Annotated in this window: 23 protein-coding genes, 5 tRNA genes and 1 pseudogene; 17 read left to right on the top strand and 12 right to left on the bottom strand. The window is 63.8% G+C overall.

All coding sequences use genetic code 11. The annotated features are described in order from the left end of the window. Positions 1-29 precede the first annotated feature (29 nt). A complete protein-coding gene (locus ACFQEV_RS16790) occupies positions 30-1082 on the bottom strand; it encodes a DUF7972 family membrane protein (protein ID WP_465261219.1) in 1053 nt (350 codons plus the stop codon). A 189-nt stretch (positions 1083-1271) separates the two neighbouring features. Here ACFQEV_RS16790 and ACFQEV_RS16785 point away from each other — a divergent pair, with 189 nt between their 5' ends. Beyond that, the gene (locus ACFQEV_RS16785) at positions 1272-1766 is read left to right on the top strand and encodes an FxLYD domain-containing protein (RefSeq protein ID WP_379698532.1); all 495 of its coding nucleotides are present in this window, start codon (positions 1272-1274) and stop codon (positions 1764-1766) included. 8 nt (positions 1767-1774) lie between these two features. Here the strand turns inward: ACFQEV_RS16785 and ACFQEV_RS16780 are convergent, their stop codons facing one another. After that, a complete protein-coding gene (locus ACFQEV_RS16780; protein ID WP_379698529.1) occupies positions 1775-2776 on the bottom strand; it encodes an ion channel in 1002 nt (333 codons plus the stop codon). Between the two features lie 311 nt (positions 2777-3087). Here ACFQEV_RS16780 and ACFQEV_RS16775 point away from each other — a divergent pair, with 311 nt between their 5' ends. Further along, positions 3088-3735 (top strand): NADPH-dependent F420 reductase, encoded by a 648-nt coding sequence (locus ACFQEV_RS16775; protein WP_379698526.1) that lies wholly within the window; start codon positions 3088-3090, stop codon positions 3733-3735. A 249-nt stretch (positions 3736-3984) separates the two neighbouring features. Continuing rightward, complete coding sequence (locus tag ACFQEV_RS16770; RefSeq protein ID WP_379698523.1) at positions 3985-4590, top strand: hypothetical protein; 606 nt, start codon at positions 3985-3987, stop codon at positions 4588-4590. Between the two features lie 557 nt (positions 4591-5147). On the opposite strand, the gene ACFQEV_RS16765 is transcribed toward ACFQEV_RS16770, so the two are convergent. Further along, positions 5148-5220: transfer RNA gene (locus ACFQEV_RS16765), tRNA-Val, on the bottom strand. A gap of 86 nt (positions 5221-5306) precedes the next feature. Between ACFQEV_RS16765 and ACFQEV_RS16760 the strand changes: the two genes are divergently transcribed. From ACFQEV_RS16760 to ACFQEV_RS16745, 4 genes are all read left to right on the top strand, one after another. After that, complete coding sequence (locus ACFQEV_RS16760; RefSeq protein ID WP_379698520.1) at positions 5307-5831, top strand: DUF192 domain-containing protein; 525 nt, start codon at positions 5307-5309, stop codon at positions 5829-5831. 21 nt (positions 5832-5852) lie between these two features. Continuing rightward, on the top strand, positions 5853-6122 hold the full coding sequence (locus ACFQEV_RS16755) for a DUF7538 family protein (RefSeq protein ID WP_379698517.1): 270 nt from the start codon (positions 5853-5855) through the stop codon (positions 6120-6122). Between the two features lie 89 nt (positions 6123-6211). Next, positions 6212-8143, top strand: coding sequence for an ABC transporter ATP-binding protein (locus tag ACFQEV_RS16750; RefSeq protein ID WP_379698514.1), 1932 nt, complete (start codon positions 6212-6214; stop codon positions 8141-8143). 57 nt (positions 8144-8200) lie between these two features. Then, positions 8201-8947 carry a creatininase family protein gene (locus ACFQEV_RS16745; RefSeq protein WP_379698511.1) on the top strand — a complete coding sequence of 249 codons (747 nt, stop codon included), beginning with the start codon at positions 8201-8203 and terminating at the stop codon, positions 8945-8947. 1 nt (position 8948) lies between these two features. Here the strand turns inward: ACFQEV_RS16745 and ACFQEV_RS16740 are convergent, their stop codons facing one another. Together ACFQEV_RS16740 and ACFQEV_RS16735 are read right to left on the bottom strand one after the other, a co-directional pair. Then, positions 8949-9500 carry a DUF5790 family protein gene (locus ACFQEV_RS16740; protein WP_379698508.1) on the bottom strand — a complete coding sequence of 184 codons (552 nt, stop codon included), beginning with the start codon at positions 9498-9500 and terminating at the stop codon, positions 8949-8951. Positions 9501-9584: 84 nt separating this feature from the next. Continuing rightward, positions 9585-9929, bottom strand: a complete 345-nt coding sequence (locus ACFQEV_RS16735; RefSeq protein WP_379698506.1) for a dihydroneopterin aldolase family protein — start codon at positions 9927-9929, stop codon at positions 9585-9587. 99 nt (positions 9930-10028) lie between these two features. On the opposite strand from ACFQEV_RS16735, the gene azf reads away from it, so the two are divergent. Continuing rightward, positions 10029-10811 (top strand): NAD-dependent glucose-6-phosphate dehydrogenase Azf, encoded by a 783-nt coding sequence (azf, locus tag ACFQEV_RS16730; RefSeq protein ID WP_379698504.1) that lies wholly within the window; start codon positions 10029-10031, stop codon positions 10809-10811. A gap of 1 nt (position 10812) precedes the next feature. Here the strand turns inward: azf and ACFQEV_RS16725 are convergent, their stop codons facing one another. Next, positions 10813-11463 (bottom strand): DUF309 domain-containing protein, encoded by a 651-nt coding sequence (locus ACFQEV_RS16725; RefSeq protein WP_379698502.1) that lies wholly within the window; start codon positions 11461-11463, stop codon positions 10813-10815. A 150-nt stretch (positions 11464-11613) separates the two neighbouring features. Between ACFQEV_RS16725 and ACFQEV_RS16720 the strand changes: the two genes are divergently transcribed. Continuing rightward, positions 11614-11850 (top strand): DUF7564 family protein, encoded by a 237-nt coding sequence (locus ACFQEV_RS16720; protein ID WP_379698499.1) that lies wholly within the window; start codon positions 11614-11616, stop codon positions 11848-11850. Positions 11851-12336: 486 nt separating this feature from the next. Here the strand turns inward: ACFQEV_RS16720 and ACFQEV_RS16715 are convergent. The 3 genes from ACFQEV_RS16715 to ACFQEV_RS16705 form a co-directional block, all read right to left on the bottom strand. Continuing rightward, positions 12337-12409 (bottom strand) — tRNA-Arg (locus ACFQEV_RS16715). A 74-nt stretch (positions 12410-12483) separates the two neighbouring features. Further along, the gene (locus ACFQEV_RS16710; RefSeq protein WP_379698497.1) at positions 12484-12669 is read right to left on the bottom strand and encodes a hypothetical protein; all 186 of its coding nucleotides are present in this window, start codon (positions 12667-12669) and stop codon (positions 12484-12486) included. A 201-nt stretch (positions 12670-12870) separates the two neighbouring features. After that, positions 12871-12943: transfer RNA gene (locus ACFQEV_RS16705), tRNA-Arg, on the bottom strand. 141 nt (positions 12944-13084) lie between these two features. Here ACFQEV_RS16705 and ACFQEV_RS16700 point away from each other — a divergent pair. From ACFQEV_RS16700 to ACFQEV_RS16685, 4 genes are all read left to right on the top strand, one after another. After that, on the top strand, positions 13085-13642 hold the full coding sequence (locus ACFQEV_RS16700; RefSeq protein ID WP_379698495.1) for a hypothetical protein: 558 nt from the start codon (positions 13085-13087) through the stop codon (positions 13640-13642). Positions 13643-13885: 243 nt separating this feature from the next. Beyond that, positions 13886-15418: a single-stranded DNA binding protein gene (locus tag ACFQEV_RS16695; RefSeq protein WP_379698493.1), complete on the top strand. Its 1533-nt coding sequence runs from the start codon at positions 13886-13888 to the stop codon at positions 15416-15418. Positions 15419-15568: 150 nt separating this feature from the next. After that, positions 15569-16000 (top strand): histone family protein, encoded by a 432-nt coding sequence (locus ACFQEV_RS16690; protein ID WP_379698491.1) that lies wholly within the window; start codon positions 15569-15571, stop codon positions 15998-16000. Between the two features lie 4 nt (positions 16001-16004). Then, the gene (locus ACFQEV_RS16685; RefSeq protein WP_379698489.1) at positions 16005-17024 is read left to right on the top strand and encodes a histone deacetylase family protein; all 1020 of its coding nucleotides are present in this window, start codon (positions 16005-16007) and stop codon (positions 17022-17024) included. On the opposite strand, the gene cca is transcribed toward ACFQEV_RS16685, so the two are convergent. Beyond that, positions 17003-18370, bottom strand: coding sequence for a CCA tRNA nucleotidyltransferase (gene cca / locus ACFQEV_RS16680; RefSeq protein WP_379698487.1), 1368 nt, complete (start codon positions 18368-18370; stop codon positions 17003-17005). The two genes, ACFQEV_RS16685 and cca, sit on opposite strands and share 22 nt — an antisense overlap. A 142-nt stretch (positions 18371-18512) precedes the next feature. Here cca and ACFQEV_RS16675 point away from each other — a divergent pair. The 3 genes from ACFQEV_RS16675 to ACFQEV_RS16665 all read left to right on the top strand — a co-directional run bounded on the left by ACFQEV_RS16675 (position 18513) and on the right by ACFQEV_RS16665 (position 22041). Beyond that, positions 18513-18585, top strand: a tRNA-Asn gene (locus ACFQEV_RS16675). A 110-nt stretch (positions 18586-18695) separates the two neighbouring features. Beyond that, positions 18696-18770: transfer RNA gene (locus tag ACFQEV_RS16670), tRNA-Ile, on the top strand. Between the two features lie 226 nt (positions 18771-18996). Further along, positions 18997-22041, top strand: coding sequence for a PAS domain-containing sensor histidine kinase (locus tag ACFQEV_RS16665; protein ID WP_379698485.1), 3045 nt, complete (start codon positions 18997-18999; stop codon positions 22039-22041). Between the two features lie 400 nt (positions 22042-22441). Here the strand turns inward: ACFQEV_RS16665 and ACFQEV_RS16660 are convergent, their stop codons facing one another. Next, positions 22442-22789 carry a DUF7344 domain-containing protein gene (locus ACFQEV_RS16660; RefSeq protein ID WP_379698483.1) on the bottom strand — a complete coding sequence of 116 codons (348 nt, stop codon included), beginning with the start codon at positions 22787-22789 and terminating at the stop codon, positions 22442-22444. 221 nt (positions 22790-23010) lie between these two features. Further along, positions 23011-24530, bottom strand: a pseudogene (locus tag ACFQEV_RS16655) (sensor histidine kinase). A 292-nt stretch (positions 24531-24822) separates the two neighbouring features. Between ACFQEV_RS16655 and ACFQEV_RS16650 the strand changes: the two are divergent. Further along, positions 24823-25419 (top strand): dihydrofolate reductase family protein, encoded by a 597-nt coding sequence (locus ACFQEV_RS16650; RefSeq protein WP_379698481.1) that lies wholly within the window; start codon positions 24823-24825, stop codon positions 25417-25419. Positions 25420-25736: the final 317 nt, after the last annotated feature.

Here is a 25736-nt window from a genome sequence, read left to right as displayed (position 1 = left end):
CGCCCTCCGCCGCGGCGGATTCCGGGACCCTATCGCTCCGTCCCGCTCTCTCGGACGTCGCCCGGGCGCTCCTTGGTCGGTTTCTCCAAGAGCATCGGACCGGTCGTCGCGGTTCGCCGGGTCACCGTCGCGGTCCGCAGGATGTAGCTGGCGAGTAGCGCTAGCGGAACGAACACGACCGTCGTGAGGAACGCCGTCACGTAGGGGAGGATCTGCACGTTTATCGCCGCCCCTCCGACGTCGCCGTACAGGAGCGCAATCAACGCCGCCGCCAGTATCGCGGGGACGCCACAGTAGATGGTCAACTGCGAGAACCGCGTCAGTTCGCGCTGCAGGTACACCGTCTTGAAGTGCTCCTGCATGGTGCTGAACAGCCGTAGCGTGTCGATGAGCTCTTCGAACGCCGCTGCCGTCTCGTCCGTCAGTTCCGGCGCGTCGTTCCGGAGGGAGCGAGCGGCGGATATCTGCCACCCGTCGTCGTACTCGACCGCCACCGAGAGCGCGTCGAACGTCTCCACGCTCGACCGGTCTAACTGCTCGTCTATCCACTCGGTGTCCCCTTCGAGCTGTTCGGTGTACTCGACGACCCGACGCTCGAACTCCTCGTCCGGGTGCCCCTCGATAACGTCGGCTAACTCGTTCGCCCGACGAATGATGGCGTCGGCGATCACCGCGACTATCCGCGCGGGCTCTATCGGGGCCGTCGAGACGCCGCTCCGTTCTTCGATGTCCCGCCGGAACTCCATCACGCCGGCGTACTGGTTTCGGTGCTTACCCGCGGGGGAGAACTCCTGAGAGAGGATCAACTGGTTGACGGAGACGACGAGCGTGACGAGGGAGAACGACCCCGCGATCATCCCGCTCGCCATCCGCGTGATCGAATTCTGGTTTCTGAACGCGATCACGTCGAAGGCGTGGAGGACGAGGAGGAACGCGAGGACCGCCACCGAGATGCCGAGCGTGAGGAGCAGCCGATCTCCGTCCACTTTCACCCACTCCACGAACCGGCCTATCGACCCTACCCGCTCTCCTCTCTCGACCTCGGAGGCGTCTCCACTATCGGTAGACCCGGCAGAACCCATAGGCCGTCTACGGCGCGACCGCCCAAAGTAAATGGGGGCCCGACGCTCCCGCGTCGGCGTCCGGTCGGGCGACCGGTCTCCCCGACGGCGTCGAAGGCGGGCGGTGCCCGCGACCATATTGAAATGTCTCCCGGGCGTCTGTTCGGGCGTGCTAGCTTCCAGTCGGGACCGCGGGACGGTGGTGAGAGGATGAACGCTCGCTCGGACCGCATCACGCGTCGCCGCCTCGTAGTCGCCTGTGGCGGCGGCGCGGCGGCGGCCCTGTCCGGGTGCGTGGGGGCGAGCGAGGAACCGACGTATCGGGAGGGACAGGTCAACCAGACGAACGGCAGTCAGCGTACGGCCGAACAGATGGTCGCCGCGGAGGCCCTCGCGACGACGGAGGCCAACCAAGCGGCCAACCCCCTCCGATCCCTCTCGCTCGAGACACACGAGTACGCGGTTCAGGACGGGTACAAGGGACCGACCGTGCGAGGCGTCGTCTCGAACACGGGCGGTTCCTCGATAGCGTACGCGGAGGTTCGCGTTCGAGTGTACGACGCCGACGGTGCTCACCTCGGTCAGTTCCTGTCTACCACGCGGGACCTCGCTCCCGAGTCGCGGTGGCGGTTCGAGGTGATCCTCCTGAGTTCGGCCTCGGACATCGCGGCGTACGATATCGCCACCGTCGGTATCTCCGCGTGACTCTCTGGTTACCTGTTCTCCCGCGACGGCCAGTACCACGCGTCGGCCTCGACCGCCCCGAGCAGTTTTCGCCGCGAATCGTCGGCGTCCTCGAGGGCCTCGGCGAACTCCGCGTCCGAAACCGTCGGGATGCCCGCCTGACGGAGGCGGTCGAGGTCGGGCGGAGGCGGGGCCTGTTCGGCGGGCTCTATGAACGCGTTGTCGAGCGTCTGGAGGTAGTCTTGGGTGCTCGACTGGGTGCTCTCGATGAGGGTGGCGTTCGGTCCGTACTCCTCCGGTACTCCCTTGTCGAAAATCGTCGTCGATTCGGCCAAGACCGCGACCGCCATCGCCGACGCCTCGTCTTCGCCCTCGCTGTGGTAGTAGTGAAGTATCGGATACGACTTGTGCTGCTCTGAGAGTTGGTTGAGGTTCGAGGAGATCGTATCCAACATGAGGTCGATGTTGTGGAAGTCCTCGCCGTTCCACGCCGAGCGGATGAACTCCTCGCTTTCGAGCCCTAATCCGGTCACGCTGTTCGCGAACGCGCGCTTCTCGGCGACCGCTCCGAGGACGGCGAGCACGTACGAGACGCCCAACGTCACGAACAGCATCCCGCTGGCCGTCGTGAAGGAGGACGCCATCTGCCAGACGCTCCCGTTGGGCGTGAAGTCGCCGTTCCCGTCGGTGAACATCGTGTAGGCCACGTAGTACAGCCTGCTGGTCCAATCGACGGGGCCGCCGTCGCGGGTGTCTATCAGCGCGTTCTCGCCGCCCGCGAAGACGAACGTCCATCCGAACCAGATGAGTCCGACCCACGTGGCGAGGGTGAGCGTCAAGATGAGGGGGCCGGCGAGACTCAGCAGTCGAGAGTGCCTTTCTCCGACACGCCTGAGGAGACGCCACACCCCATTCGACAGGCGAGACGAGAGGGGCCCCGCGCCGCCGTCGACCCACAGCGTCGTCCACAGGAGGTCTGCGATGACGAGGACCAACATCGCCGCACCGAGAAGGAGATAGAACGGATTCACGACGAGTCCAACAGGCGGACCCCTCCGTCGCCTCTCGTCTCGGAACTGCGGTGCTCCCGTTCGAGTCGGTGGTTCGACATAGACGCCGTTGCGGGCCAACTGGTAACTTTCTTAGGATTGGTCGAGACGCTTCGAATACGCTCTCGTCTGTATGTCTTCGCGAGTGACGGGTGCCGGGAGATGTCGAAGGCGCGCTAGGAATCCTCGACAACTCGATGCCGCGTCGTCGGATGTCTCGTCCGCGGCGGAGGAAACGCGACAGTCCGCGTCCGCGACGCGACCTTATTGCCTGAGATGGCTTATCATACTCTATGTCGAATGAACGAATCGGTATCCTCGGAAGCGGAGATGTGGGACAGGCCCTCGGCAGCGGGTTCGCCCGCCACGGATGGGACGTGAAACTCGGAACGCGGAGTCCGGAGACGCTCCGGCAGTGGGCCGACGAGACCGACAGCACCGTGTCCGTCGGGTCGTTCGCCGCCGCCGCGGCGCACTGCGACTTCGTCGTCCTCGCCGTCTTGGGCGAGGCGGCGGCGGATGTCCTCGACTTGGTCGGAGCCGAGACGTTCGCGGACAAACTCGTCCTCGATACCACCAACCCCCTCGACTTCTCCGGCGGGATGCCGCCGCACCTCCTGTTCGGCGGGACTGACTCCCTGGGCGAACGCGTTCAGGCGAGAATCCCCGACGCACGGGTTGTGAAGTGCTTCAACACCGTCTCGAACGCTCAGATGATCGACTCCGTGTTCCAGGAGGAGACGCCGCCGATGATGATCTGCGGCGACGACGCCGACGCGAAGGAGCGAACCGAGGCTATCCTCGTCGAACTGGGCTGGCCGGGTGCACTCGACGTCGGCGATATCACGTCGGCCCGGTATCTGGAGGCTCTCGTCCCCCTCTGGGTTCGGGTCGGCGCCGAGTTTGATACGTGGTCGCACGCGTTTGCGGTCGCCCGATAGTCCTGCAACGGCGTCTGTCTGGGTGTTTCGGGTGGATCTCGAACACGATGGCTCACCGTGGTCCATCCGCGCTCTCCCTTTCCCTCCCGGAGTGCCCTCGGTGGTGACACAAACTGGTTGCTGGATACGGAGGACGTATCGGCACGAGAAGCGTCGTCTGTTTTAGAACGAACATACGGAATTATAGGATATGTACTAAATATCGTCAACCTTAGGTCGGTTCAGAACCAATTATATTGGGTGAAAGCAATGAGCACCGACAAAGTTCGAAAATTGATATCCCGTACCATCGACGGAGCAGACGCGCTAGTCAACACCGAGTCGGGTGAGATATTCATCGACGTTCCCGCCGAGACTCCACAGTACATCCGCGTCGAAGAAGGCGACGTTATCCAAGAGGGGGATATCCGTTCGCGAACGGAGGAGGAACTCGACTCTCCGACCCTGAGAAAGTGGACGGTCGAAGAGATCGGGCGGAAGAGGGTCGTCGGGACGGATACGGAAACGGGCGAGCAGCGCGAATGGGAGCGTGAGTCGCTGGAAAAGAAACTCGCGATCGGTAGCCTCAGCACGAACCTCACCAGCTTCGACCGGACGAACGTCACCGGGGGGGCGAAGAAGTCGGATAACGAAGAACAGACGGGTGAGGAATCTATCGTCGTGGTCCTCTACGGAGACGACGGCCGGAAATTCACCCAAAAGTACCACGCTCTCGACGACGAGTCCGGCGGTGACGAACGGTACGCCGAACTGATGGAATCCGACGAGCGTATCGAGACGTTCGAACCTGGCCTCCGGGTACGGTTCGATCAAGCGGCCAGGCGTGCGCTGCAAACCGAGGGGTACGAAATCTGACCATCGCTCTCCTCTTTACGGTCGTCGCTGGCAAGAATTCCGTGAAGGAAATTCGATTGCGACTACAGATGAAACGGAGAAGCCTCACTTCGACCGATTCTAAATCTCCCGACGAAGTGAAGATGAATTGGCTCCACCGACTTTGAAAGACAGATACGTTTAAATACTATAATTTAGACGCATTTTAGTCTGAAACAGCTGGTCGATAAGAGCTGCTTATTCATCGGCTGATAGCTCGTCCTTTTTGGCGAGTAGAACTACCGCTATAAGCGCTCCGCATATCGTGTGAGACAGTCTTAGCGTGCTGGTACCGACTACATCCGAAAACTGGGTTAACACGATTACGAAGGCAGTTCCATAGAGAAAACACGGAACGATGAGATAAACTGTGAGCGCTCTGCTTCGTTCCATATCGACTGATTTCTGTGTCAACACATACATTTATCGAAAAAGCAGTCTTATCACCCAAGTTAACTATTCATGGGGGCATGCCTATTGACCGTGCCCGGCGACGAATCTCAACGCCGTCTGTCGATTATCAGCGTTAGCGTCAGAAGTGGGCTCGGGCGGATTCGAACCACCGATCTCGTCCTTGTAAGGGACGCGTCATAACCCCTAGACTACGAGCCCGCATCTCGATTCTACTTCCACGTCGGGATAACGGTTTCCAATTCGGTCGCCGGAATCCTTAGGCGCACTCCGTCCTATCTCCGTGTATGGTCTCGCGGCAGACGCTCGCTACCGCCGCACTCGCGGTGTTAGTCCTCGCCTCCGTGACGGGTGCCGTCTACGCGTTCAACCCCGCGGCGTTCCCGACGGGCGAGTACGAACGGACGACGGTCACCGTTCTTGACGAGGCGGACAACGAGACGCTGGCGACCGTCGACGTCCGCATCGCGGACACCCACCAGAAGCGCTACACCGGACTCAGCGAAACCGAATCGCTCGGCGAGGACGAGGGGATGCTGTTCGTCCACCAGAACGAGGGCGAACACGCGTACGTGATGCGCGAGATGTCCTTCCCCCTCGACATCGTCTTCGTTGACGCCAACGGCACCATCACGCAGATTCACCACGCCGAACTCCCGCCCGAGGGCACCTCCGGCGAGGAACTGACGAAATACAGGGGCACCGGGAAGTACGTCCTCGAAGTTCCCTACGGCTACACGAACCGGTCGTGCATCGACGAGGGCGACCGCATCCGAATCGGCGACTATTCGGAAGGCAAAACAACGACGTAAGGCGGCCCCGAAGCCGAGAGCATGGGTGAACACGTCGAGGCACTCGCCGAGTTAGAGGGGTGGCGCGCAGAGGAGTTCGCGGCGCGAGTCCACTACCGGGGCGCGGACGACCACTACAGCATCGAGTTCTACGAACCCTCCGAGTGCGTCCTCTACTGGAAGGTGAAAGACGACGGCGAGACGGCGGTTCCCGTCGGGCGGAACACCGTCCCCGACCCCCTCCGCGCGCGCATCCGCGAGGACCTCTCCGAGGCGGCCATCGACCCGGACGTGGAAGGCAGAGTGCTGTAGGCCGTCGCCGGTCCGCGTCGCTCTCGCCGCGCTGACTGTTTCGGTTCGTATCAAACGGTTTAGTGTGCTGGGCCCCCGAAGACGGGGTAATGGCTACCTCCCCGGACGACGACGACCCGTTCGAGGAACAACGGGAGCGAGCCGAGAATCCGATGCGGCGTCTGTTCGCCGAGTACGGGCGGCGGAACCTGCCGCAGTTCTCGGTCGGCGTCCTCGCAAGCGTGGGCGCGCGACTGCTCGACCTCCTGCCGCCGTTGCTCCTCGGCATCGCCGTCGACGCCATCTTCCTCGACGAACGCGCGTTCGACCTCCCCATCCTCCCGCAGGCGTGGCTTCCCGCGGCGCGGGACGCGCAACTGTGGTTCACCATCGGCCTCATCGCCGTCGCGTTCTTCGGCGGGGCGGCGTTCCACTGGACGCGTAACTGGGGGTGGAACTCCTTCGCGCAGAACATCCAACACGACGTTCGGACGGACACCTACGACAAGATGCAACGGCTGAACATGGAGTTCTTCGCCGACAAGCAGACGGGCGAGATGATGTCCATCCTCTCGAACGACGTGAACCGCCTCGAACGGTTCCTCAACGACGGGATGAACGCCGCGTTCCGCCTCGGCGTCATGGTCCTCGGCATCGCCGGCATCCTCTTTTGGCTGAACTGGCAACTCGCCCTCGTCGCCCTACTTCCGGTGCCCCTCATCGCCGTCTTCACCTACTTCTTCATCAAGACCATCCAGCCGAAGTACGCAGAAGTCCGCTCCTCCGTCGGGCGGGTCAACTCCCGGTTGGAGAACAACCTCGGCGGCATCTCCGTCATCAAGACGTCGAACACGGAGTCCTACGAGTCCGACCGGGTGGAGGGCGTGTCGATGGACTACTTCGACGCCAACTGGGACGCCATCGACACCCGCATCAAGTTCTTCCCCGGCCTGCGCATCCTCGCGGGCATCGGCTTCGTCCTGACGTTCACCGTCGGCGGCCTCTGGGTGCTGAACGGCGCGGGGCCGTGGTTCTTCACCGGGACGCTCGCGCCCGGGGAGTTCGTCACGTTCATCCTCTTCACCCAGCGGTTCATCTGGCCGATGGCGCAGTTCGGGCAGATCATCAACATGTACCAGCGCGCGTACGCCTCCAGTGCTCGGATGTTCGGCCTGATGGACGAACCCTCCCGCATCGAGGAGGATCCCGGCGCGGAGGAGTTGGTCGTCGGCGACGGCCGCGTCGAGTACGACGACGTGACGTTCGGCTACGACGAGGACGAGACCATCGTCGAGGACATCTCCTTCGAGGTTCCCGGCGGCGACACCCTCGCGCTCGTCGGCCCGACCGGTGCGGGGAAATCGACGGTCCTGAAGCTCCTCCTCCGGATGTACGACGTGGACGAGGGAGCCGTCCGCATCGACGGCACCGACGTACGCGACGTGACGATTCCGAGCCTCCGGCAGGCCATCGGCTACGTCGGACAGGACACGTTCATGTTCTACGGGACGGTCGAGGAGAACATCCGGTACGGGTCGTTCGACGCCGACCACGAGGACGTGGTCGAGGCCGCGAAGGCCGCGGAAGCCCACGACTTCATCCGGAACCTCCCGGAGGGCTACGACACCGAAATCGGCGAGCGCGGCGTGAAACTCTCCGGCGGCCAGCGCCAGCGTCTCTCCATCGCCCGCGCCGTCCTCAGGGACCCCGACATTCTCATCTTGGACGAGGCGACCTCCGACGTGGACACCGAGACGGAGATGCTCATCCAGCGCTCCTTGGACCGTCTGACGGAGGACCGAACGACGTTCAGCATCGCCCACCGCCTCTCGACCATCAAGGACGCCGACAAGATAGTCGTCCTCGAAGACGGGCGAATCGTCGAACGCGGCACGCACGAGGAACTCATCGGCGAGGACGGCCTCTACGCCCACCTGTGGGGCGTCCAAGCGGGCGAGATAGACGAACTCCCCGACGAGTTCGTCGAACGGGCGAGTCGCCGCGCCTCGCGGACGAGCGTCGAGAACGACGACGACGACTGAGGTATCGTCCCGTCCGCATCCGGCGGTTACAAGCCGTCCGAGCGCACACCGCCGTGTATGCGACTCTCGGAGGCGACGTGGACCGACGTGTCGGACCTCGCCGCGGAGACGGACATCGCGCTGGTACCCGTCGGCAGCACCGAACAGCACGGCCCGCACGCCCCCCTCGGAACGGACGCGTTCACCGCCGAGGCGGTGGCCGAGGCCGGCGTCGAGGCGTACGACGGCGACGCCGCCGTCGCTCCGACCCTCCCCGTCGGCGTCGCCGCCGAACACCGCCAGTTCCCCGGCACGGTGTGGTTCTCGCCGGAGACGTTCCGCTCGGCCGTCCGCGAGACGGTGGCGAGTCTCGCCGAACACGGGTTCGGCCGCGTCGTCGTCGTCAACGGTCACGGCGGCAACGTGGACGCCCTGCGCGAGGTGACGGGGACGATAACCCGCGAGGGCGACGCCTACGCGGTGGCGTTCACGTGGTTCGACGCCGTCGGCGAACACGCCGCGAAGATGGGCCACGGCGGACCCCTAGAGACCGCCCTCCTCAGACACCTCCGGCCGGAACTCGTCCGCGAGGAGAGAGTGGAGGACGCCGCGGCGGGCGGGAGCGACCGCTGGGGCGAGTGGGTATCTGGCGTGAATCTCGCGCACGACTCCGCGGAGTTCACCGAGAACGGCGTGGTCGGCGACCCGACGCAGGGGGACGCGTCGCTGGGAGAAGCGCTCCTCGACCTGTCGGCCGAGTCGTTGGCCGAACTCCTCGACGCCGTCGCCGAACGCGACGTCGAACGGCCGCGTCGGCGGGGCTGAGTTACTCTTCGTCTTCCTCGTCCTCGTCCTCGTCTGCGTCGGCGTCCGCTTCCTCTTCCTCCGCATCTTCATCTTCGTCGGCGTCCGCTTCGTCGGCGTCCGCTCCGTCGGTATCCGCTTCATCGGTATCCGCTTCGTCCGCGTCCCTTTCCTCGGCCGCGTCGGCGGCGTCCTGCAGTTGACTCCGCAACTGGGGCATGGTGCTGGTCAGTTCGCCGACGAGTTCCTCGGCGTCGGTCACCGTCTCCAGCAGTTCTTGGACGGACGCTATCTCCGATTCGAGGGAGTCCGGGTCGTCGAACGCGTCGGCGCGTTGGCCGACGATGAACGTCTTCTTCGCCTGCCGGAGGTTCTCCTCGGCCTCCTCGACGTCCAGCGCGGACTTCAGACCGTTGAGGACGCCGAGGACGTTCTGCGCCTCGGTGTCCCAGATGGCGTCGGCGTCGGGTAGGGAGTCCCGCACGGCGTCGAGGTGCTCTTCGACCTCAGAGCGCATCTCTTCGGCGGCCTCTCCGAACAGGTCGTCGTCCCCGAGTGTGCTTTGACTACTCATACCCGTCACTTCGACGCGCGGTAGTTTAAATACATGCCCGAAAGTGAAAGTGAAATCTCGGCCGGGAGGGGTTCTGACGCCCGTTCAGTCCTCGACGGAGACGAGACGCATGGTGGGGTAGTCGTCCTCCATCTCCATCCGCGTGCGGACGCGCGTCCCCCCGTACTCGACGGTCATCTCGACTTCCATGAACCGTCCCGTCAACTCCGCGTAGTCCGCCGTCGAGTCGGCGAGTTCGGAGGCTAAGTCGTCCACGAGGATGTCCACCTCGACCGATTCGCAGTGGGGTTGGTTCTCTATCGCGTCCTCCATCGCGCTCTCGAGGGAGTCCGCGCTGGAGGGACTGATCGGCGTCCCGGCGAACTGGTGGTACAGCGACCCGAACTTGATTCCCGCCTCGAAGCAGGCCGTCTCTGCTGTACTCGGCATGGGGTCTCTCTCGTCCGCCCGAAGATAGGCGTATCGCCTCGGCTCCTCGCAGACGCGAATCGGGCCTTTCTTAGCCATCCTTCGCCCAGTAACGACCGAATGGACGACCCGGTTCTCTTGACAGGGGCGGGTGGGCGCGTCGGTCAGGCTATTCTCCGCCACATCGGGACCGACTACGACTGGCGATTGCTCGACCGCGAACCGCTGTCTGACGACAAGATTCCAGAGGGGGTCGCCGACGAGGCGGTGTACGCCGCGGACATCACCGACAGAGAGGCCGTCGAAGAAGCCGTCTCCGGCGTCCGGGCGGTCATCCACCTCGCGGGCGACCCGCGACCCGAAGCGCCGTGGAACAGCGTCCTGCAGAACAACATCGACGGGACGCACACCGTCCTCGAAGCCGCCGCCGAGGCGGGCGTCGAGAAGTTCGCCTTCGCCTCGTCGAACCACGCCGTCGGCAACTACGAGACGGCGGACCGCACGCCCGACCTGTACCGCTCGCACGACGACTTCCGACTCGACGGGACGGAACTCCCCCGCCCGAGCAACCTCTACGGCGTCAGCAAGGCGACGGGCGAGATTCTCACCCGCTACTACCACGACGAGTACGGCATCTCCGTCGTCAACGTGCGCATCGGCAACCTGACGGAGGGCCACCCGCCCGTCGACTACGAACGCGGACAGGCGATGTGGCTCTCGTACCGGGACTGCGCGCACCTCTTCGCGCGGTGCATCGAGGCCGACTACGAGTTCGAGACCGTCTACGGCATCAGCAACAACGACCGGAAGTACTACTCCATCGACCGCGCGAAGGAGGTTCTCGGCTTCGACCCGATAGACAACTCCGCGGAATTCGAAGACGAAGGCGGCGACGAGGAGTGACTCACTCGAACAGTCCGGACACGTCGCGTTCTCTCGCGCGTTCTCGCTCGACGTGCGCGAACAGCCTCTCGTAGAGTATATCGCGGTTCTCCCTGTCGCCGACGAAGTCGAACAGGAACGCGACGTACCGCGTCCCCGACCGCCCGCCGCCTACGCCCGGGTCGTCCTCCTCCACTTCCTCCGTCGCGTACTCCACCGCGCGTTCGATGACCGCCTCGTCGTAGGCGTCGTAGTCCTCCGCGACGACTCTGGCGGCGTCGACGACCCCCTCGAACGGCAGGTCGTCGGCCCGGACGACTCGCCCGTCGATGCGCAACGGAAGCGGGCGCGCGCGTTCGGCGAACTCCGGGTCCGCGGCGAGGCGACCCAGATACCGCCGCACCGCGCCGACGTTCACGCCCCGGTAGTTCTCGTCCGCATCGTCCACGTCCCCGAGGTACTCGCGCGCGCTCGTCGCTAACCCGGTCGCACCGCTCCAGTTTCGGTTCCGCGCGTGGTGGACGGCCGCCGTGTACTGGATGAGGCCGTGGAGCAGTCGCTCGTCCGGCGTCCCGTCCGCCAGTTCGAGCCACCGCGACTCCCACGCGTCGTGGGCGGCGTGGTGGTCGCCCGCGTTGAACACCGCCGCCCCGACGCGGAGTATTCGTTCCATACTCCGGACACGTCGTCCGCGTCCTAAATAGCCGACGCTCGCCCGTTCGGGCCTCAGCGGCGCGGTGATACGCTTATACGTATTCGTACCGTAGGCCCCGTGATAGCACATGAAACGAGTCGGCAATCCGACCATTCTGGAGGTGACGGAATGAAGCGAACGCACGAACCAGTCTGTGTCGCCTGCGGTTCCGAGTATTCGTTCACCAGCACGTACAAGGGCAACTACTGCCCGGACTGTCACGAGAAGTGGGTCGGTTCGCCGAAGGACGACTCCTCTCGCGACCCGTCGCCGCGGCCGATTCGAAAGCGTCGCACGCCGTCGGTTCGCCCCATTGACGAGAGCGACGACGAGCACGACGTTCCGTCGAGGTACGACGAGGAGTAGTCCGCGTCGGGTACGAACGCTCTGTTCGGACGGCCGAACGTGGCCTCCAGACTGCAGAATCTTTCCCTTCTCTCTGTCGCTCGTCGCGTAGCGCCTCGCAGAAACGTCCTGACGGAGGCCCCGTGAACAGCGTGAACGGGGCCACGTGAGGCCACAAGTGATCTCACGGAGTCCTACGCGAGCGAACGCGAGCGTAGGGCAAGTCGGTCGTGAACGAAGTGAACGTCCTGACGGAGTTTCACGCGAACGGATGTGAGCGTGAAGCACGTGAGGGTGCGAACGAAGTGAGTACCCTCTCGGAGATTTGAACTCAGTCGCTCCCTTCGGTCGCTCCCTGTTCAAATCTCCGTGGTGACCGCATAACCTCGAATGGACGCGAGAGCCATAGAGGGCTCTCGCGGTGTAGTTCTCGGAAAGTAGCGTCCTGACGGAGTCCTACGCGAGCGAACGCAAGCGTAGGGCAAGTCAGGTCGTGAACGAAGTGAACGTCCTGACGGAGATTTGAACTCCGGTCCCTGGCTCCGCAAGCCAAGAGGATAGTCCACTACCCTATCAGGACTCATCCTTCGCTACACCTCGTTTGCTTAAGACGGTTACGATGTGTGCGAGTGACGTTCGGACGGCACCACCTAACTACTCGGCCGACGCCGGCGCGTACTCGGCAAACAGGTAGACGACGCTCAGCGCGATTCCGACGAGGAACACACCGCCGGCCACCGCCACAAAGTTCTCCGAGAGGACACCGAGTGCGACGAACAGAACCGGCAGGATGCCGAACACGAGTTTCCACCGGACGAGAACCCGACTCAATCTGTCCATACGCCTCTGTTACCTGTCACTCTCAAAAATGGCGCTCTCTGGTCGCTCCCTGTTCAAATCTCCGTGTCTGAGTCAACATCCTCGGCAGAGGCGAGAGCCACGGAAGGCTCTCGCCGTCTTGCCTCGGTAGAACGACGTCCTGACGGAGTCCTACGCGAGCGAACGCGAGCGTAGGGCAAGTCAGGTCGCGAATGAAATGAGCGTCCTGACGGAGATTTGAACTCCGGTCCCTGGCTCCGCAAGCCAAGAGGATAGTCCACTACCCTATCAGGACTCACTCGTTGATTGGCGGCACCCTTTGAAATGGCTTGCGATGCGGGTACTCCCTCGCGGTGTGCCACCCCGCCGCGCGGAAAGCACCAACGACCGTTTGTGCTTACGATACGGCTATTTCCCGAGGGCGAGACTGTCAGGTATGAACCGCCGAACGGTCCTCGCCGGAACTGCAATGCTCCTCCCACTCGCCCTCGCCGGTTGCCTCGGAGGCTCCTCCGGCTCCGACGGAGAGACCACCGACACGGAACAGACCGAAACAGAACAGACCGAAACGGGAACCGAGACGGACGCGACCGGAACCGACGAGTTACCGACGACGGGGTCGGGCGGCGGCGCGTCGGGGACGCACCCCCGCTTCACCGAGTCGTCGCTCACCCCCCTCGACGAGTGCCCGTCGCCGGGCGAAGCCAGCGTCGCCTTCGACGACGAGGGCGTGACCGTCACCGGGTGTATCGTCGGCAAGAACGGCTGTACGGTCCCCTCGCTGGAACACCTCTCCTACGACGGCCAGGAAGGGCTGGTGACGCTCGTCGTCGCCGCCGTGGAGGAACGCGACGACGACGAGATGTGCACCGAGGCGCTGGAGAACCTCGGTTACGAGGCGCGCGTCGCACTCGACGGCACCGTCCCCTCCGCCGTCGTCGTCGTCCACGACGACGTGAACGGGAAGCGCGAGGTGGCCCGCGAGGAGCGCTGAGCGACCGCTTTCGAGCGCAGTCGCCGCCGAGACGAGACTTTTTGTACGACCGGGCGGCCACGGCTTCCCGTGTTCCGACTCGTCGACCTAATCGCCCGACTGCGCCGGGGTACTCCCGCGAAGACAACGCTTAAGCGCGGGCCTACCTTGGACGATGATAGGATTATGGCCGCTATCGCCCGAACCACGGGTTTCTCTCTTCGCAGCGTCGGACGCGGACGACGGGACGGAGGTGTCGAGTAGATGGGTGCGATCGAAGACGTCTACGAGGACCTCGAAACCGACGTCCCGTTCGAGAAGTTCGAAGCCGCCGTGGAGGACAAGGTCGAACAGATGGGCGGACTCGCCGACGAGGAGACGGCGGCGATGCTCATCGCGCACGAACTCCGCGACGAGGAGGTCGAGGGCGTCGCCGACATCGAACCCGGCATGGAGGACGTGAAGTTCCTCACCAAGGTGATGAGCATCGGCGAACTCCGGACCTTCGAACGCGACGGCGAGGACGAGGACGGCCGCGTCCTCAACGTCGAAGTCGCCGACGAGACGGGGCGCATCCGCATCTCGCTTTGGGACAACGTCGCCGTGGACGCCCTCGAAAGCCTCGAAGCGGGGGACGTGCTCCGCATCGCGGGCCGACCCAAGGAGGGGTACAACGGTGTCGAGGTCAGCGTCGACAAGGTCGAACCCGACCCGGACGCCGAAGTCGACGTCCAGATGCAGGACACCTACCGCGTCGAGGACCTCTCGCTCGGCCTCTCTGACGTGAATCTGAAGGGTCGCGTCCTCAGCACCGACTCGGTGCGGACGTTCGACCGGGACGACGGGTCCGAGGGCCGCGTCGCCAACCTGACGGTGGGCGACCCGACCGGCCGCATCCGGGTCACCCTCTGGGACGAGAAGGCCGACCTCGTAGACGAATTCGAACCGGACGACACCGTCGAAGTCGTGGACGGGTACGTCCGCGAACGCGACGGGTCGCTCGAACTCCACGTCGGCAACCGCGGCGCGGTCGAGGAACTCGACGAGGACATCGAGTACGTCCCCGAGACGACGGACATCGCGGACCTCGAACTCGGCGAGACGGTCGACATCGCGGGCGGCGTCATCGAGACGGACCCCAAGCGCACGTTCGATCGCGACGACGGGTCCGAGGGACAGGTTCGGAACATCCGCGTGAAAGACGACACCGACGACATCCGCGTCGCCATGTGGGGCGAGAAGGCCGACACCGACGTCGACCTCGCGGACTACGTCGTCCTCACGGACGTGGAGATAAAAGACGGCTGGCAGGAGGACCTCGAAGCCTCCGCCGGGTGGCGGTCCACTATCAGCGTGATGGACGAGGCTCCCGACGGTGCGAACGCCGCGGGTGGCGCGGACGGGTCGCAGTCGGAGTCGCAGTCGCAGGGACTCGGCGCGTTCGAGGACGTTGACGAGCAAAGCTCGTCAGGCCACCAGACGCAGTCCGGTGATACGGGCGACTCCGGCGGGTCGTCCGACCCGTCCGCGGCGAACGGCGCTTCGTCGTCCAGCAGTTCGTCGTCCGGTAGTTCGTCGTCCGGCGGGTCCTCGGAGCCGGACCCCGACGACGGCGAGATAGAGGAGTTCACGGGGACCGTCGTTCAGGCGGGCGACCCCGTCGTCCTCGACGACGGCACCGAGACGCGGAGCGTGGAGACGAACGAGTCGCTCAAACTCGGTCAGGAGGTCACGGTTCGCGGGGCGGTGCGCGACGGTCGTATCGAGGCGACCGAAGTCGCCTTGGAGAACCGGTAGACGGCGGGCGACGCTCCCCCTTTCGGCGAGCGAACGGCGCGCGCAGCGGTGACACCGGCCTCGTGGCGTCGAGAGCGCTCGAGAGGTGCCGAGAACCGACGAGAGCCGCTACGGAAAGGATTATACGCCGCACGGACGGCATATGAGGGTATGAGCGTCGAGTTACCGTTCGCCCCGGTCGATACGATTATCCGGCGCAACGCCGGCGAGCTTCGGGTCAGCGCCGACGCGTCCGAGGAACTCGCCCGGCGCATCCAACGTCGCGGGTCCGACCTCTCGGCCGACGCGGCCGAACGCGCCGAGGAAGACGGCCGAAAGACCCTGATGGCCGAGGACTTCGGCGTCGAACAGGTGGTCGAACGGGAGGAACTGGAGCTGCCAATCGCCCCCGTGGACCGCATCGCCCGACTCGACATCGACGACCGGTATCGTGTGTCGATGGGTGCGCGCATCGCACTCGCCGACATCTTGGAGGACTACGCCGACAACGTCGCGAGCGCCGCCGCGAAGCTCGCACGCCACGCCGACCGGCGGACGATACAGGCCGAAGACATCGAGACGTACTTCGCCCTCTTCGAGTAGACCGATGCAGTTCGGCTACAGCGAGACCTGTCTCGCGCACGACACCGGTCAACGACACCCGGAGACGGCCGACCGACTCCGCGCCATCAGGCGCGCCCTCGCGAAGCGCCACGGGGTCGAGTACGTGGACGCCGACCCCGCCACCGACGACGACGTGGCGTCCGTCCACGACCCCGACTACGTCGCCGAAATCCGCGAGTTCTGCGAGGACGGCGGCGGGAGTTGGGACCCCGACACCGTCGCCTCCGAGGAGACGTGGGACGCCGCCCTCGCGTCGGCGGGCCTCGCGCAGTGGGCCGCCCGCCAAGCGGTCGAGGGCGCGGACGCGAGAGACACCGCCTTCTCCCTCGGACGCCCGCCGGGGCACCACGCCGTCGAAGACGACGCCATGGGCTTTTGCTTCGTCAACAACGCCGCCGTCGCAGCGCAGACGGTACTCGACGACGACGAACTCGACGTAGAACGCGTGGCCGTCTTCGATTGGGACGTCCACCACGGCAACGGGACGCAGGACATCTTCTACGACCGGGGCGACGTGTTCTACGCGTCGGTCCACGAGGACGGCCTCTACCCCGGCACCGGCGAAATCGAGGAGACGGGCGAGGGCGACGGCGAGAACGCGACGCTGAACGCCCCCCTCGCGGCGGGCGCGGGCGATTCTGACTACCTCCTCGTCGTCGACGAACTCCTCCGCCCGGCGCTCGAACGGTTCGACCCGGATCTCCTCTTGGTCAGCGCGGGGTTCGACGCGCACCGACACGACCCCATCTCCCGGATGCGCGTCTCCACGGAGGGGTACGCGCTGATGACCGACCGAGTGAGGAGCATCTGCGACGACGTGGACGCGGGACTGGCGTTCGTCTTAGAGGGCGGGTACGGTCTCGACACGCTCTCGGAGGGCGTCGCAATCGTCCACGAGACGTTCGACGGCCGGTCGCCCATGGAACCGGACGACGAACCGAACGAGAAGACGGAGACGCTCGTCTCGGACGTGCGCGAGGCTCACGGACTCGGTTCGAAGTAACGGGCGAACTCGACGCCGAACGTCTCCGTCTCTGCGAGTTCCGCCACCTCCCCGCCGACGAGCACCTCGTACGATTCTTCGAGGGTAGACTCCACCCGAGAGCCGAGTCCGACGTCGAAGATGGCGTCGCTTTCGAGGAACGCCGCCGCCTCGGCGTACGCTCTGTCCCGTTCGACGATGTACCGATCGCCGTCGAGGAACGGGCCGTAGTCGTCGTCACCGTCGGCGTAGGCGTCGTAGAACCCCTCGGCGTGGTTGCGAACGTGCACCGGTGGCCCCTCGTGGCGGGAGATGGTCGGAAGCGTCGCGTGCGCGAGCTCGACGAAGAGGACCGCCCGGTCCTCGGCGAACGTCGTCGCTCGCAGGGGACCGAACCCCCGGCGGTCGAGCTCCGACCGCACGCCCGACAGCGACTTGCGGAGCTGCGGGTACAGTTGATCCTCCACGATATCGGGTGCGTCGAAGACGACGGCGACGGGCGTCGTTCCCCGCCGTTCGACGTGCGAGCGGACCTCGTCGGGCGAGAGGGGGTCGGGGTCCGGCGAGAAGAAGAACGACTCGTCGGGTTCGTCGAGGAACGCGCGGGCGTAGTGTTGGAGTCGGGCGACGTTCTCCGCGGAGCAGACGGCCGCCACGTTCCGCGTCGGATCGGTCGGATCCACGACGACGAGGGGATGGTCGAACGACCGTTCGCCGTGGTCCTCGGGGTCGAAGACGACCGGCGGGTGCCAGTCGGCGGCGGCCCGAAGGAGCTCCTCGAACCCGCCGTACTCCAAGACGAGCAGTTCGGTGAGGTAGCCCGAGAACCCCCTCGTTCGGAGGTCGCTCCCGTACGCGCCGATGCCCTTCAGGAAGCGCTTGAACACGCGCACGTCCGCGGCGAGTCCGTCGTCGATGCGTTCGCGGAGGTAGGCGTTGTGGTGCGGCGTGCGGTCCACCGCCGACCGGAGCGAGGACCCGTCCTCGACGTCGTAACAGGGGACGAGGTCCACGTCGAAGCCGCGGAACTCGCCGGTGACGTACGGGTGTTCGGCGTACTCCTCGCGCCCGTCGGGGAGGACGGCGCGGCCGATTTCGAGGCCGTAGGACTCCAGCGACTCCCTATCTACGTCGGCGGGGAAGCGGACGAACAGGTCGATGTCCCTGTCGCCGGAGAGCCACGTCCCGCGGGCGGTGGACCCGACCCGAATCACGTCGGCTTCGACCGGGAGGTCCGCGAGTTCGTCCGCCACGCGGGCAGTCAGCGCGGACGCGGTCTCGCGAAGCGCGGTCCGTTCGTCCTCGTCCGGGTCGATTCGCTCCCGGACGCGTTCGACGACGCGCGAGATGTCCTCCGAGTCGGCCATGGTCGTCTCGGCTTCACCGCGGGCGGGCGAAAGGGTGTCGGTGCGTCCGCCGCCGGACGCACGGTGACAAGGCGCACTATCGCTCCAAAACGAAAGCCCTACAAACAACCTCGGTGTACGAAGGAGTGCGGAGAAAGCCCGAGCCGTCGTAGCTCAGTTGGTAGAGCACCTCGCTGTTAACGAGGTGGTCCCAGGTTCGAGTCCTGGCGACGGCGCTTCCACTTCCTCTCGTCTCCGACCGCCGAGTCGGGGCTCCGTCGGTCGGTTCGTCCGGCGGACAACGACAACGCTAAAGAGGTGCCCGGGGGAAGTGGTGAACGTACGAGGGCCCTTAGCTCAGCCTGGTTAGAGCGCTCGGCTCATAACCGAGTGGTCGATGGTTCGAATCCGTCAGGGCCCATGAAGAAACCCGCGAGCGTAAGCGAGCAGTGCTTCGATTCTGTTGTGACGGAATCGAACTCGGAGTGATCTCCCTCCGATGGAGCCCGACGAGTTGGGACGAGAGCACGACAAGTACTACGTCGGTTACTGATCAACCGCCGTCTCATCGTATTCAATCCAAGAGCGATTCCGGGCCCGGCCAGTACACAACGACCTTTTCCTCCCCGAGATTCATCATTGTTCGTATGAGCGATCAAGCCGGGACTCCAGAGGGTGGGTTTTGGGCAGACGCTACCGGCGAGCGTGCAGTCGAGCGTTACTCCACGCTCGTCAATATGGTGGACGATGGCATCTATCAGCTCGACGCCGAGGGGCGGTTCGTCGCGGTCAACGATTCCATAGTTAGGTTGACCGGCTACGCCCGGGAGGAACTTCTCGGCGAGCACGCTTCGATCGTGCTTGACGACGAGGACGCCGATCGCATCCAGCGCGAGATCTACCGGCGATTTGTGGACGGCGACCGCGAGGGCGAACCGATCGAGTTCACCGCCCGGATGGCCGACGGCGAGACCATCCCCTGCGAACTAGAGCTACACCCGCTCGTCGAAGAGGGGACGTTCGAGGGGAGCATCGGGGTCGTACGCGACATCGCGGACCGGAAACAGACGGAACAGGAGCTCCGCGAGCGCGAACGTGAACTCCGGCGGAAAGAGCGCCGGTACGAGGCCATCTTCGAGGATCCCAACATCCTCGTCGGCCTGCTCGACCCCGATGGGACCGTCCGGGACATCAACCAGACGGCCATGAAGTACGTCGACGCCAATCTCGAGGATGTACGGGGCGAGCCGTTCTGGGAGACGCCGTGGTGGGGCGAGGGCGACGGCGTCCAGTCTCAGGTGAAAGAGTGGATCGAGCAGGCGGCTGCGGGCGAGTACGTCGAGTTCGAGGCCGACCTCACCCGCTCGGACGGCGAGCCGTACACCATCAGCGGCTATTACCGACCCGTCACCGACAACGACGGTGAGGTCGTGTCCATCATCGTTTCTGACCGCGATATCACCGAGCGCAAGCAGCACGAGCGCGAACTCGAGTTGTTCCGCACCCTGCTCAATCACTCGAACGACAGCGTGCTGGTGGTGGATCCAGAGACGGGCCGCTATCTCGACGTCAACGACACTGCCTGTAAGCGGCGGGGGTACTCGCGTGAGGAATTCCTTGAGCTCACGGTCACGGATCTCGAAACCGAGATTCCCGACCAGGAGGCGTGGCGGTCGTTCGTCGAGGAACTGCGTGCCGAGGGGCAACTGACCTTCGATGGACACCACCGCTGTAAGGACGGTTCGACGTACCCGGTTGAGGTCAACGCTTCCTACGTTGACCTCGATCAGGAGTACGTCCTCGCCATCGCTCGCGACGTTACCGAGCGCCGGGAATACGAACGGTACCTCGAGGATGCCAAGTCGCGGTTAGAGGCAGCGACAGAAGCCGGCGCGGTTGGGACCTGGGAATGGCATATTCCAGAGGACGAGATGGTCGTCGGTACGACGTTCGCTCGGACGTTCGGCATCGATCCTGATGTCGCCCGCGAGGGTGTGTCGCTCGATCAGTTTATCGAAGCCATCCACGAGGATGACCGTGAGCGAGTGACGGCGGCAATCGAGGAGGCCGTCGAGACGTGCGGCGACTACGAGGAAGAATACCGCGTGTGGAATGCTGACGACGATCTCCGGTGGGTTGTCGCTCGCGGGCACGTCGAGTGCGACGACGGCGAGCCGATCCGCTTCCCGGGGGCGCTCACCGACATCACCGAACGCAAACGCGCCGAATTAGAACTCCAGCGGAACAACGAACAGCTGGAGACCCTCTTCGAGGTCCTTCCCGTCGGTGTCGTGGTCGCGGAGGCCGACGGGCGGATCGTCCAAGCCAACGACGTTGCACACGAGATCTGGGGCGGCGATGTCTTCGACGTCGAGTCCGTCGAGGAGTACGAGCAGTACCCGGTCTGGGACGCGGATTCCGGCGAGCGCGTCCAGCCAGACGAGATGACGCTCGCGAGGGTCATCGACGGCGAGGAGGTACTCGACCCGGACATCTACGAGATCGAGGCGGTCGACGGCGAGCGCCGGGTCGTCCGGCTGGAGGGGATGCCCGTCCGCAACGAGCACGGCGAGGTGACCCGCGGCGTGGCTACTTTAACAGACATCACCGAACGCCGTGAGGCCCAACGCGCGCTCGAGGAGTCCGAACGCCGCTACCGAACGCTGGCCGAAAACTTCCCGAATGGAGCGGTGGGCCTGTTCGATGAGGACCTGCAGTACACCGCTATTGGCGGTCAGCTCTTCGACCGATTCGACTACGGCCCGGAGGATCGAATCGGACACCGCTTTACTGAACTCCATACATCGGATCTGGTTGAGGAGTTAGAACCGCATTTCCGGGCCGCACTCGACGGTGAGGCAGGCTCCTTCGAAATCGAATACCGCGGCCGACATCTGCACGCCCACACACTCCCTGTCAGTGACGCCGACGGCGAGGTGTACGCGGGCATGATCGTGATCCAAGACGTGACCGAGCGACGGGAATACGAACGTATGCTAGAGGTGTCCAACGAGCGACTCGAACAGTTCGCGTACGCCGCCTCCCACGACCTCCAAGAGCCGCTCCGAATGGTCTCGAGCTATCTGCAGTTGCTTGAACGTCGGTACGGCGACGAACTGGACGAGGACGGCGAGGAGTTCCTCGAGTTCGCCGTCGACGGCGCCGACAGGATGCGTGACATGATCGACGGTCTGCTGGCGTACTCACGCGTTGAGACCCAGGGGGAACCGTTCGAGGCCGTCGACCTCGACGATGTCCTCTCGGAGGTCTGTGACGACCTGCAAGTAATGATCCAAGAGAGCAACGCCGAGATTACCGCCGAAGACCTCCCTCGCGTGGAGGGCGATCGTGGGCAGTTACGGCAGGTCTTCCAGAACCTGCTGGACAACGCCATCGAGTACAGCGACGACGAACCCCCGCGGATCCACATCGACGCCGAGCGCGACGGCGACCGGTGGCTCGTGTCCGTCGAGGACAACGGCGTCGGTATTGCTCCGGAGGATACTGACCGCATCTTCGAGGTCTTCCAGCGCCTGCACACCCGGGACGAACACGCAGGCACTGGTATCGGTCTCGCGCTGGTTGAGCGCATCATCGAGCGCCACAACGGCGATGTCTGGGTCGAGTCCGACCCCGGCCGGGGTTCGACGTTCTCGTTCACACTCCCTGTTGCGAGTAATTTCGAGACGTAAGACATACCACCGACTGTTGTTCGCCGGCTTCGCTCAGGATTTCTCGCTTTATCGCAAAGGTCGGCCTCCCGCCTGCGGACGGACTACTTGGTAAAGGAAAAATCCGTGCCTTCACACCTGGGGCATTCGTCTCTCCCGATTGGCTTCGCACCGAGGGATGAGAACGCCAACAGGTTGCATCCGCAAGATTCGCAGGAAATATTCGTTGCCATACAACGTACAGTGTACTGCGGACTGGCATATGTCACACCCCTACGTTGTTAGGATAATTGCCACGGAGGCCGATGTAAGATACACCGTTCGACATCAGCTATCCCTGACTTCGACCGGTGGGTAACCCTACCGTCACGAACACCTCCTCTCGAAAACCTCACGAGATCCGAAAGAGCCCGCGAGACCGTTAGTTCGTATCGATCGTTTTCGTGAGCGTCTCTGCTGTTTTCAGGCCGTCGGTCGGAACGACGCGGTGGTCCTCGGGGGAGTATTCGAGAACACCTGCATCGTCCAACTTCGGCAGGTGGTTGTGGTGGAGCGTTATCTCCACCTGTTCGATATCCCGCTTGGGTATCTTCCCTCGCTCGACGTCTCGTATCTCCGCGGCAACCCCCTCTGCAAGAGACGAGAGGGTGACTGAACGGTCTTTTGCTGCGAGGATACCGACTGCGGCGAGTCGGTGCTTGTCGTCAAGGACGGCGAGAGAGTCAATCGTCGAACGCCCGGACGGAGTGCCGTCTTGTTTGACTGCCATTTCTACTTCTCCGGATGTACTCTACCTATGAAAAATATCTCCCTAAAGAGTTTGGTGAGCTGGAGAATGTATGTCATCTAATCCAATTCTTCCGACTGAAGATTGGGTGCTTCGCAATCACTCGTCGGACTGACCGCTCAGGAGATGTGTACAACTGACCGACGCCGTCCGGCTTCACCATCCGCGACGAGGGAGATGTCGATTGCTCGCCACCCGCGGGCTCACTCGTCGTGGTCGTCCTCCGTCGGAAGCGTAAACGAGAACGTCGATCCCTCGTCCGGTTCGGATTCGACCCAGATTTCGCCGCCGTGACGTTCGACGATCCGCTCGCACAGTGCCAGCCCGATGCCCGAGCCTCCGTGCTCGCCGGGAGCGTGGAGCCGCTGGAACACCTCGAAGATACGATCTTGCTCGTCCGGTTCGATCCCAATTCCCTCGTCCCGGACCGACACCTTCCACGCCGAACTGTTCCGTTCGGCGGAAACGTGTACGTGTGGCGAGTCGTCCCCGCTGTATTCGAGCGCGTTGCTCACCAAGTTCTGAAACACCTGCCGCAGCTGACTTTTGTCTCCCACCACACGCGGCAACTCCTCGATGTCTATGTCGGGACCACTCTCGGTAATCTGTACGCCGAGATCGTCGAGCACGTCTCTAACCACTTCGTTGAGGTCCACCGGTTCGAACGGTTCTCCCTGGGTCTCAACGCGGAGTACGCCAGTAGCCCGTAGATCATATCACGCATGCGACCGGCCCCGTCGACGGCGAACTCGAGGAACTCCTCGCCGTCCTCGTCCAGTTCGTCGCCGTACCGACGTTCGAGGAGTCGGAGGTAGCTCGACACCATCCGGAGGGGCTCCTGTAAGTCGTGGGAGGCGGCGTAGGCGAACTGCTCTAAGCGCTCGTTGGACTCTTTGAACCGCTGTTCGCGTTCGACCCTGTCCGTAACGTCACGCCCGATGCCGGCCAGAACAGGGTCTCCGGACGTGTCCTCGAGCGCGGATCCGACGAACTCGAAGGGGACGGTATCGCCGTCCTCGGTGCGTACATCGATCTCTACGTTCACCGAGCCGCTCTCGAAGCCGTTTCGGACCGCAGCCATAGCGGCATCACGGTCGTCGTCATCGAAGAAGTCGGCTGCAGCCATCGAGGATATCTCCTCGTCCGTGTAGCCGGTAACCTCCGAGAGGCTCCGGTTCCAACGTTTGAGAGACCCGTTTTCGTCTATCACATAGAACACGTCGTCGATCGCGTCGAGAATATCGTCGGTGTACTGCCGGTGTCGTTCTAGGCGCTCGTTCGAGGCTTCGAGTCGATCGACCGTTTCTTGGAGTTCGAGTTGCCGGGTCTTGGCTCGCGCGTCGTACCTCCCCGCGCCGAAGCCCGCGAAACTACCTAATGCCGTGAGTAAGAGCGTATTTCCGACGATATCTGGCTCGTCACTAGCGAGAACGATTGGAGCGAGGATGGCGAGGCCGACCAGAATACCGCGGAGACACCACTTCCCGACGGTCGGATAGAGTTCGCAACGGATGTCGGAGCGGGGCAACTGATAGCCACCGTACGACAGGACGAGGCCCGGAATACCGACCAGAACACCAAGTACTGCCCAGACGTTGGACGACGCATCGGTAACGATCGGAAGGAACGGATAGCTGACTGCCAGCGCGACGAAAATACCACCGAGGGCGACGATAAACTGCCTCCCAACAACGTCGGAATAGGTCCATCCCCTTAGGCCCATTATCCGTAATCCGCAAGGAGGCTCCTATAGCGTTACTATGCGGAACTCGATGAGATCATTCATCTCGCTTGCGCCGGTCTGATTTGGTGTATTCACACCGAAGAGGAGAATCAGTCGCCAGTCGCTACCACTCCGTTGGACTGGCGATGAGCCCTCTCCAATCCGCCTCACTGGAGATCTGCGAGCGGAGTGAGTGACCGACGTTCGAATCCGTCAGAGCCCATCGGTCTTCTGCACCACTCTGATACCAGCTCTCTGAGCGTGGTGAGGACGACCGGGGCAGCCAAGCGCGTTGAAGGACATAGAGAGATCGCCAGTGAAGACCCAATACTACACGGCAACGAGCATTGACGGGTATCTCGCGGACGAGGACAACTCCCTCGATTGGCTCTTTCAGTTCGGAGATATCGAGGAGATCGAGGGCGTGAACGACGATTACGCCCGATTCATGGATCGAATCGGCGCCGTGGCCATGGGCTCGACGACGTACGAGTGGATCGTCGAGCACGAAAACCTCCTGGAGAACCCGGAAAAGTGGCCGTACGAGGATCCAACGTGGGTGTTCAGCACTCGGGAACTGCCGGCGGTCGAGGGTGCGGACATCCGCTTCGTGCAGGGAGACGTTGCGCCCGTCCACGCGGACATGGTGACGGCCGCAGACGGCGAGAACGTCTGGCTCGTCGGCGGCGGCGACCTCGTTGGACAGTTCCACGACCGCGGTCTCTTGGACGAGATCGTTCTCAGCGTCGCTCCCGTCACGCTCGCTTCGGGTGCGCCGCTACTGCCCCGTCGGATCACAGATCCGCCCCTGAAACTGGTCGATGTGGAGAAACGGGGGGACGTTTTTGCGGTTCTCACCTACGAGGTTCAGCAGTCCACCGAGAACTAACCGATCGAACCCCCCGTCCTCTCTCACCGGAACGAACGCGGACCGGGCCGTCTCCACGACGAACGAGAAGGGGAGACCGTTGGAGAATCGGAAATCGACTTCGGCGAGTGGGGACGAGAGAGACCCCTCGCTGTCCCCGAGAGACGACTGTGATGTCAACTCGGGAGTGAACCGAGCGGAACGACCACCGTTCGACTCCGTCAGGGTGTCGGACTCGGTATCTCCCTACCAGCCGTCTGCGAGGTCGGAGCGGGGACCGCGGCTACGCACCGTCGAGGTGTCGGACGCGGTCGCCGGTCCGGAGGCTCTCGACCGAG

It is taken from the genome of Halopelagius fulvigenes (assembly GCF_042662625.1).
GTDB classification, from domain to species: Archaea; Halobacteriota; Halobacteria; order Halobacteriales; family Haloferacaceae; genus Halopelagius; species Halopelagius fulvigenes.
Note: the sequence above shows the minus strand (reverse complement) of the source record. Positions and strands in the feature narration are given on the sequence as shown.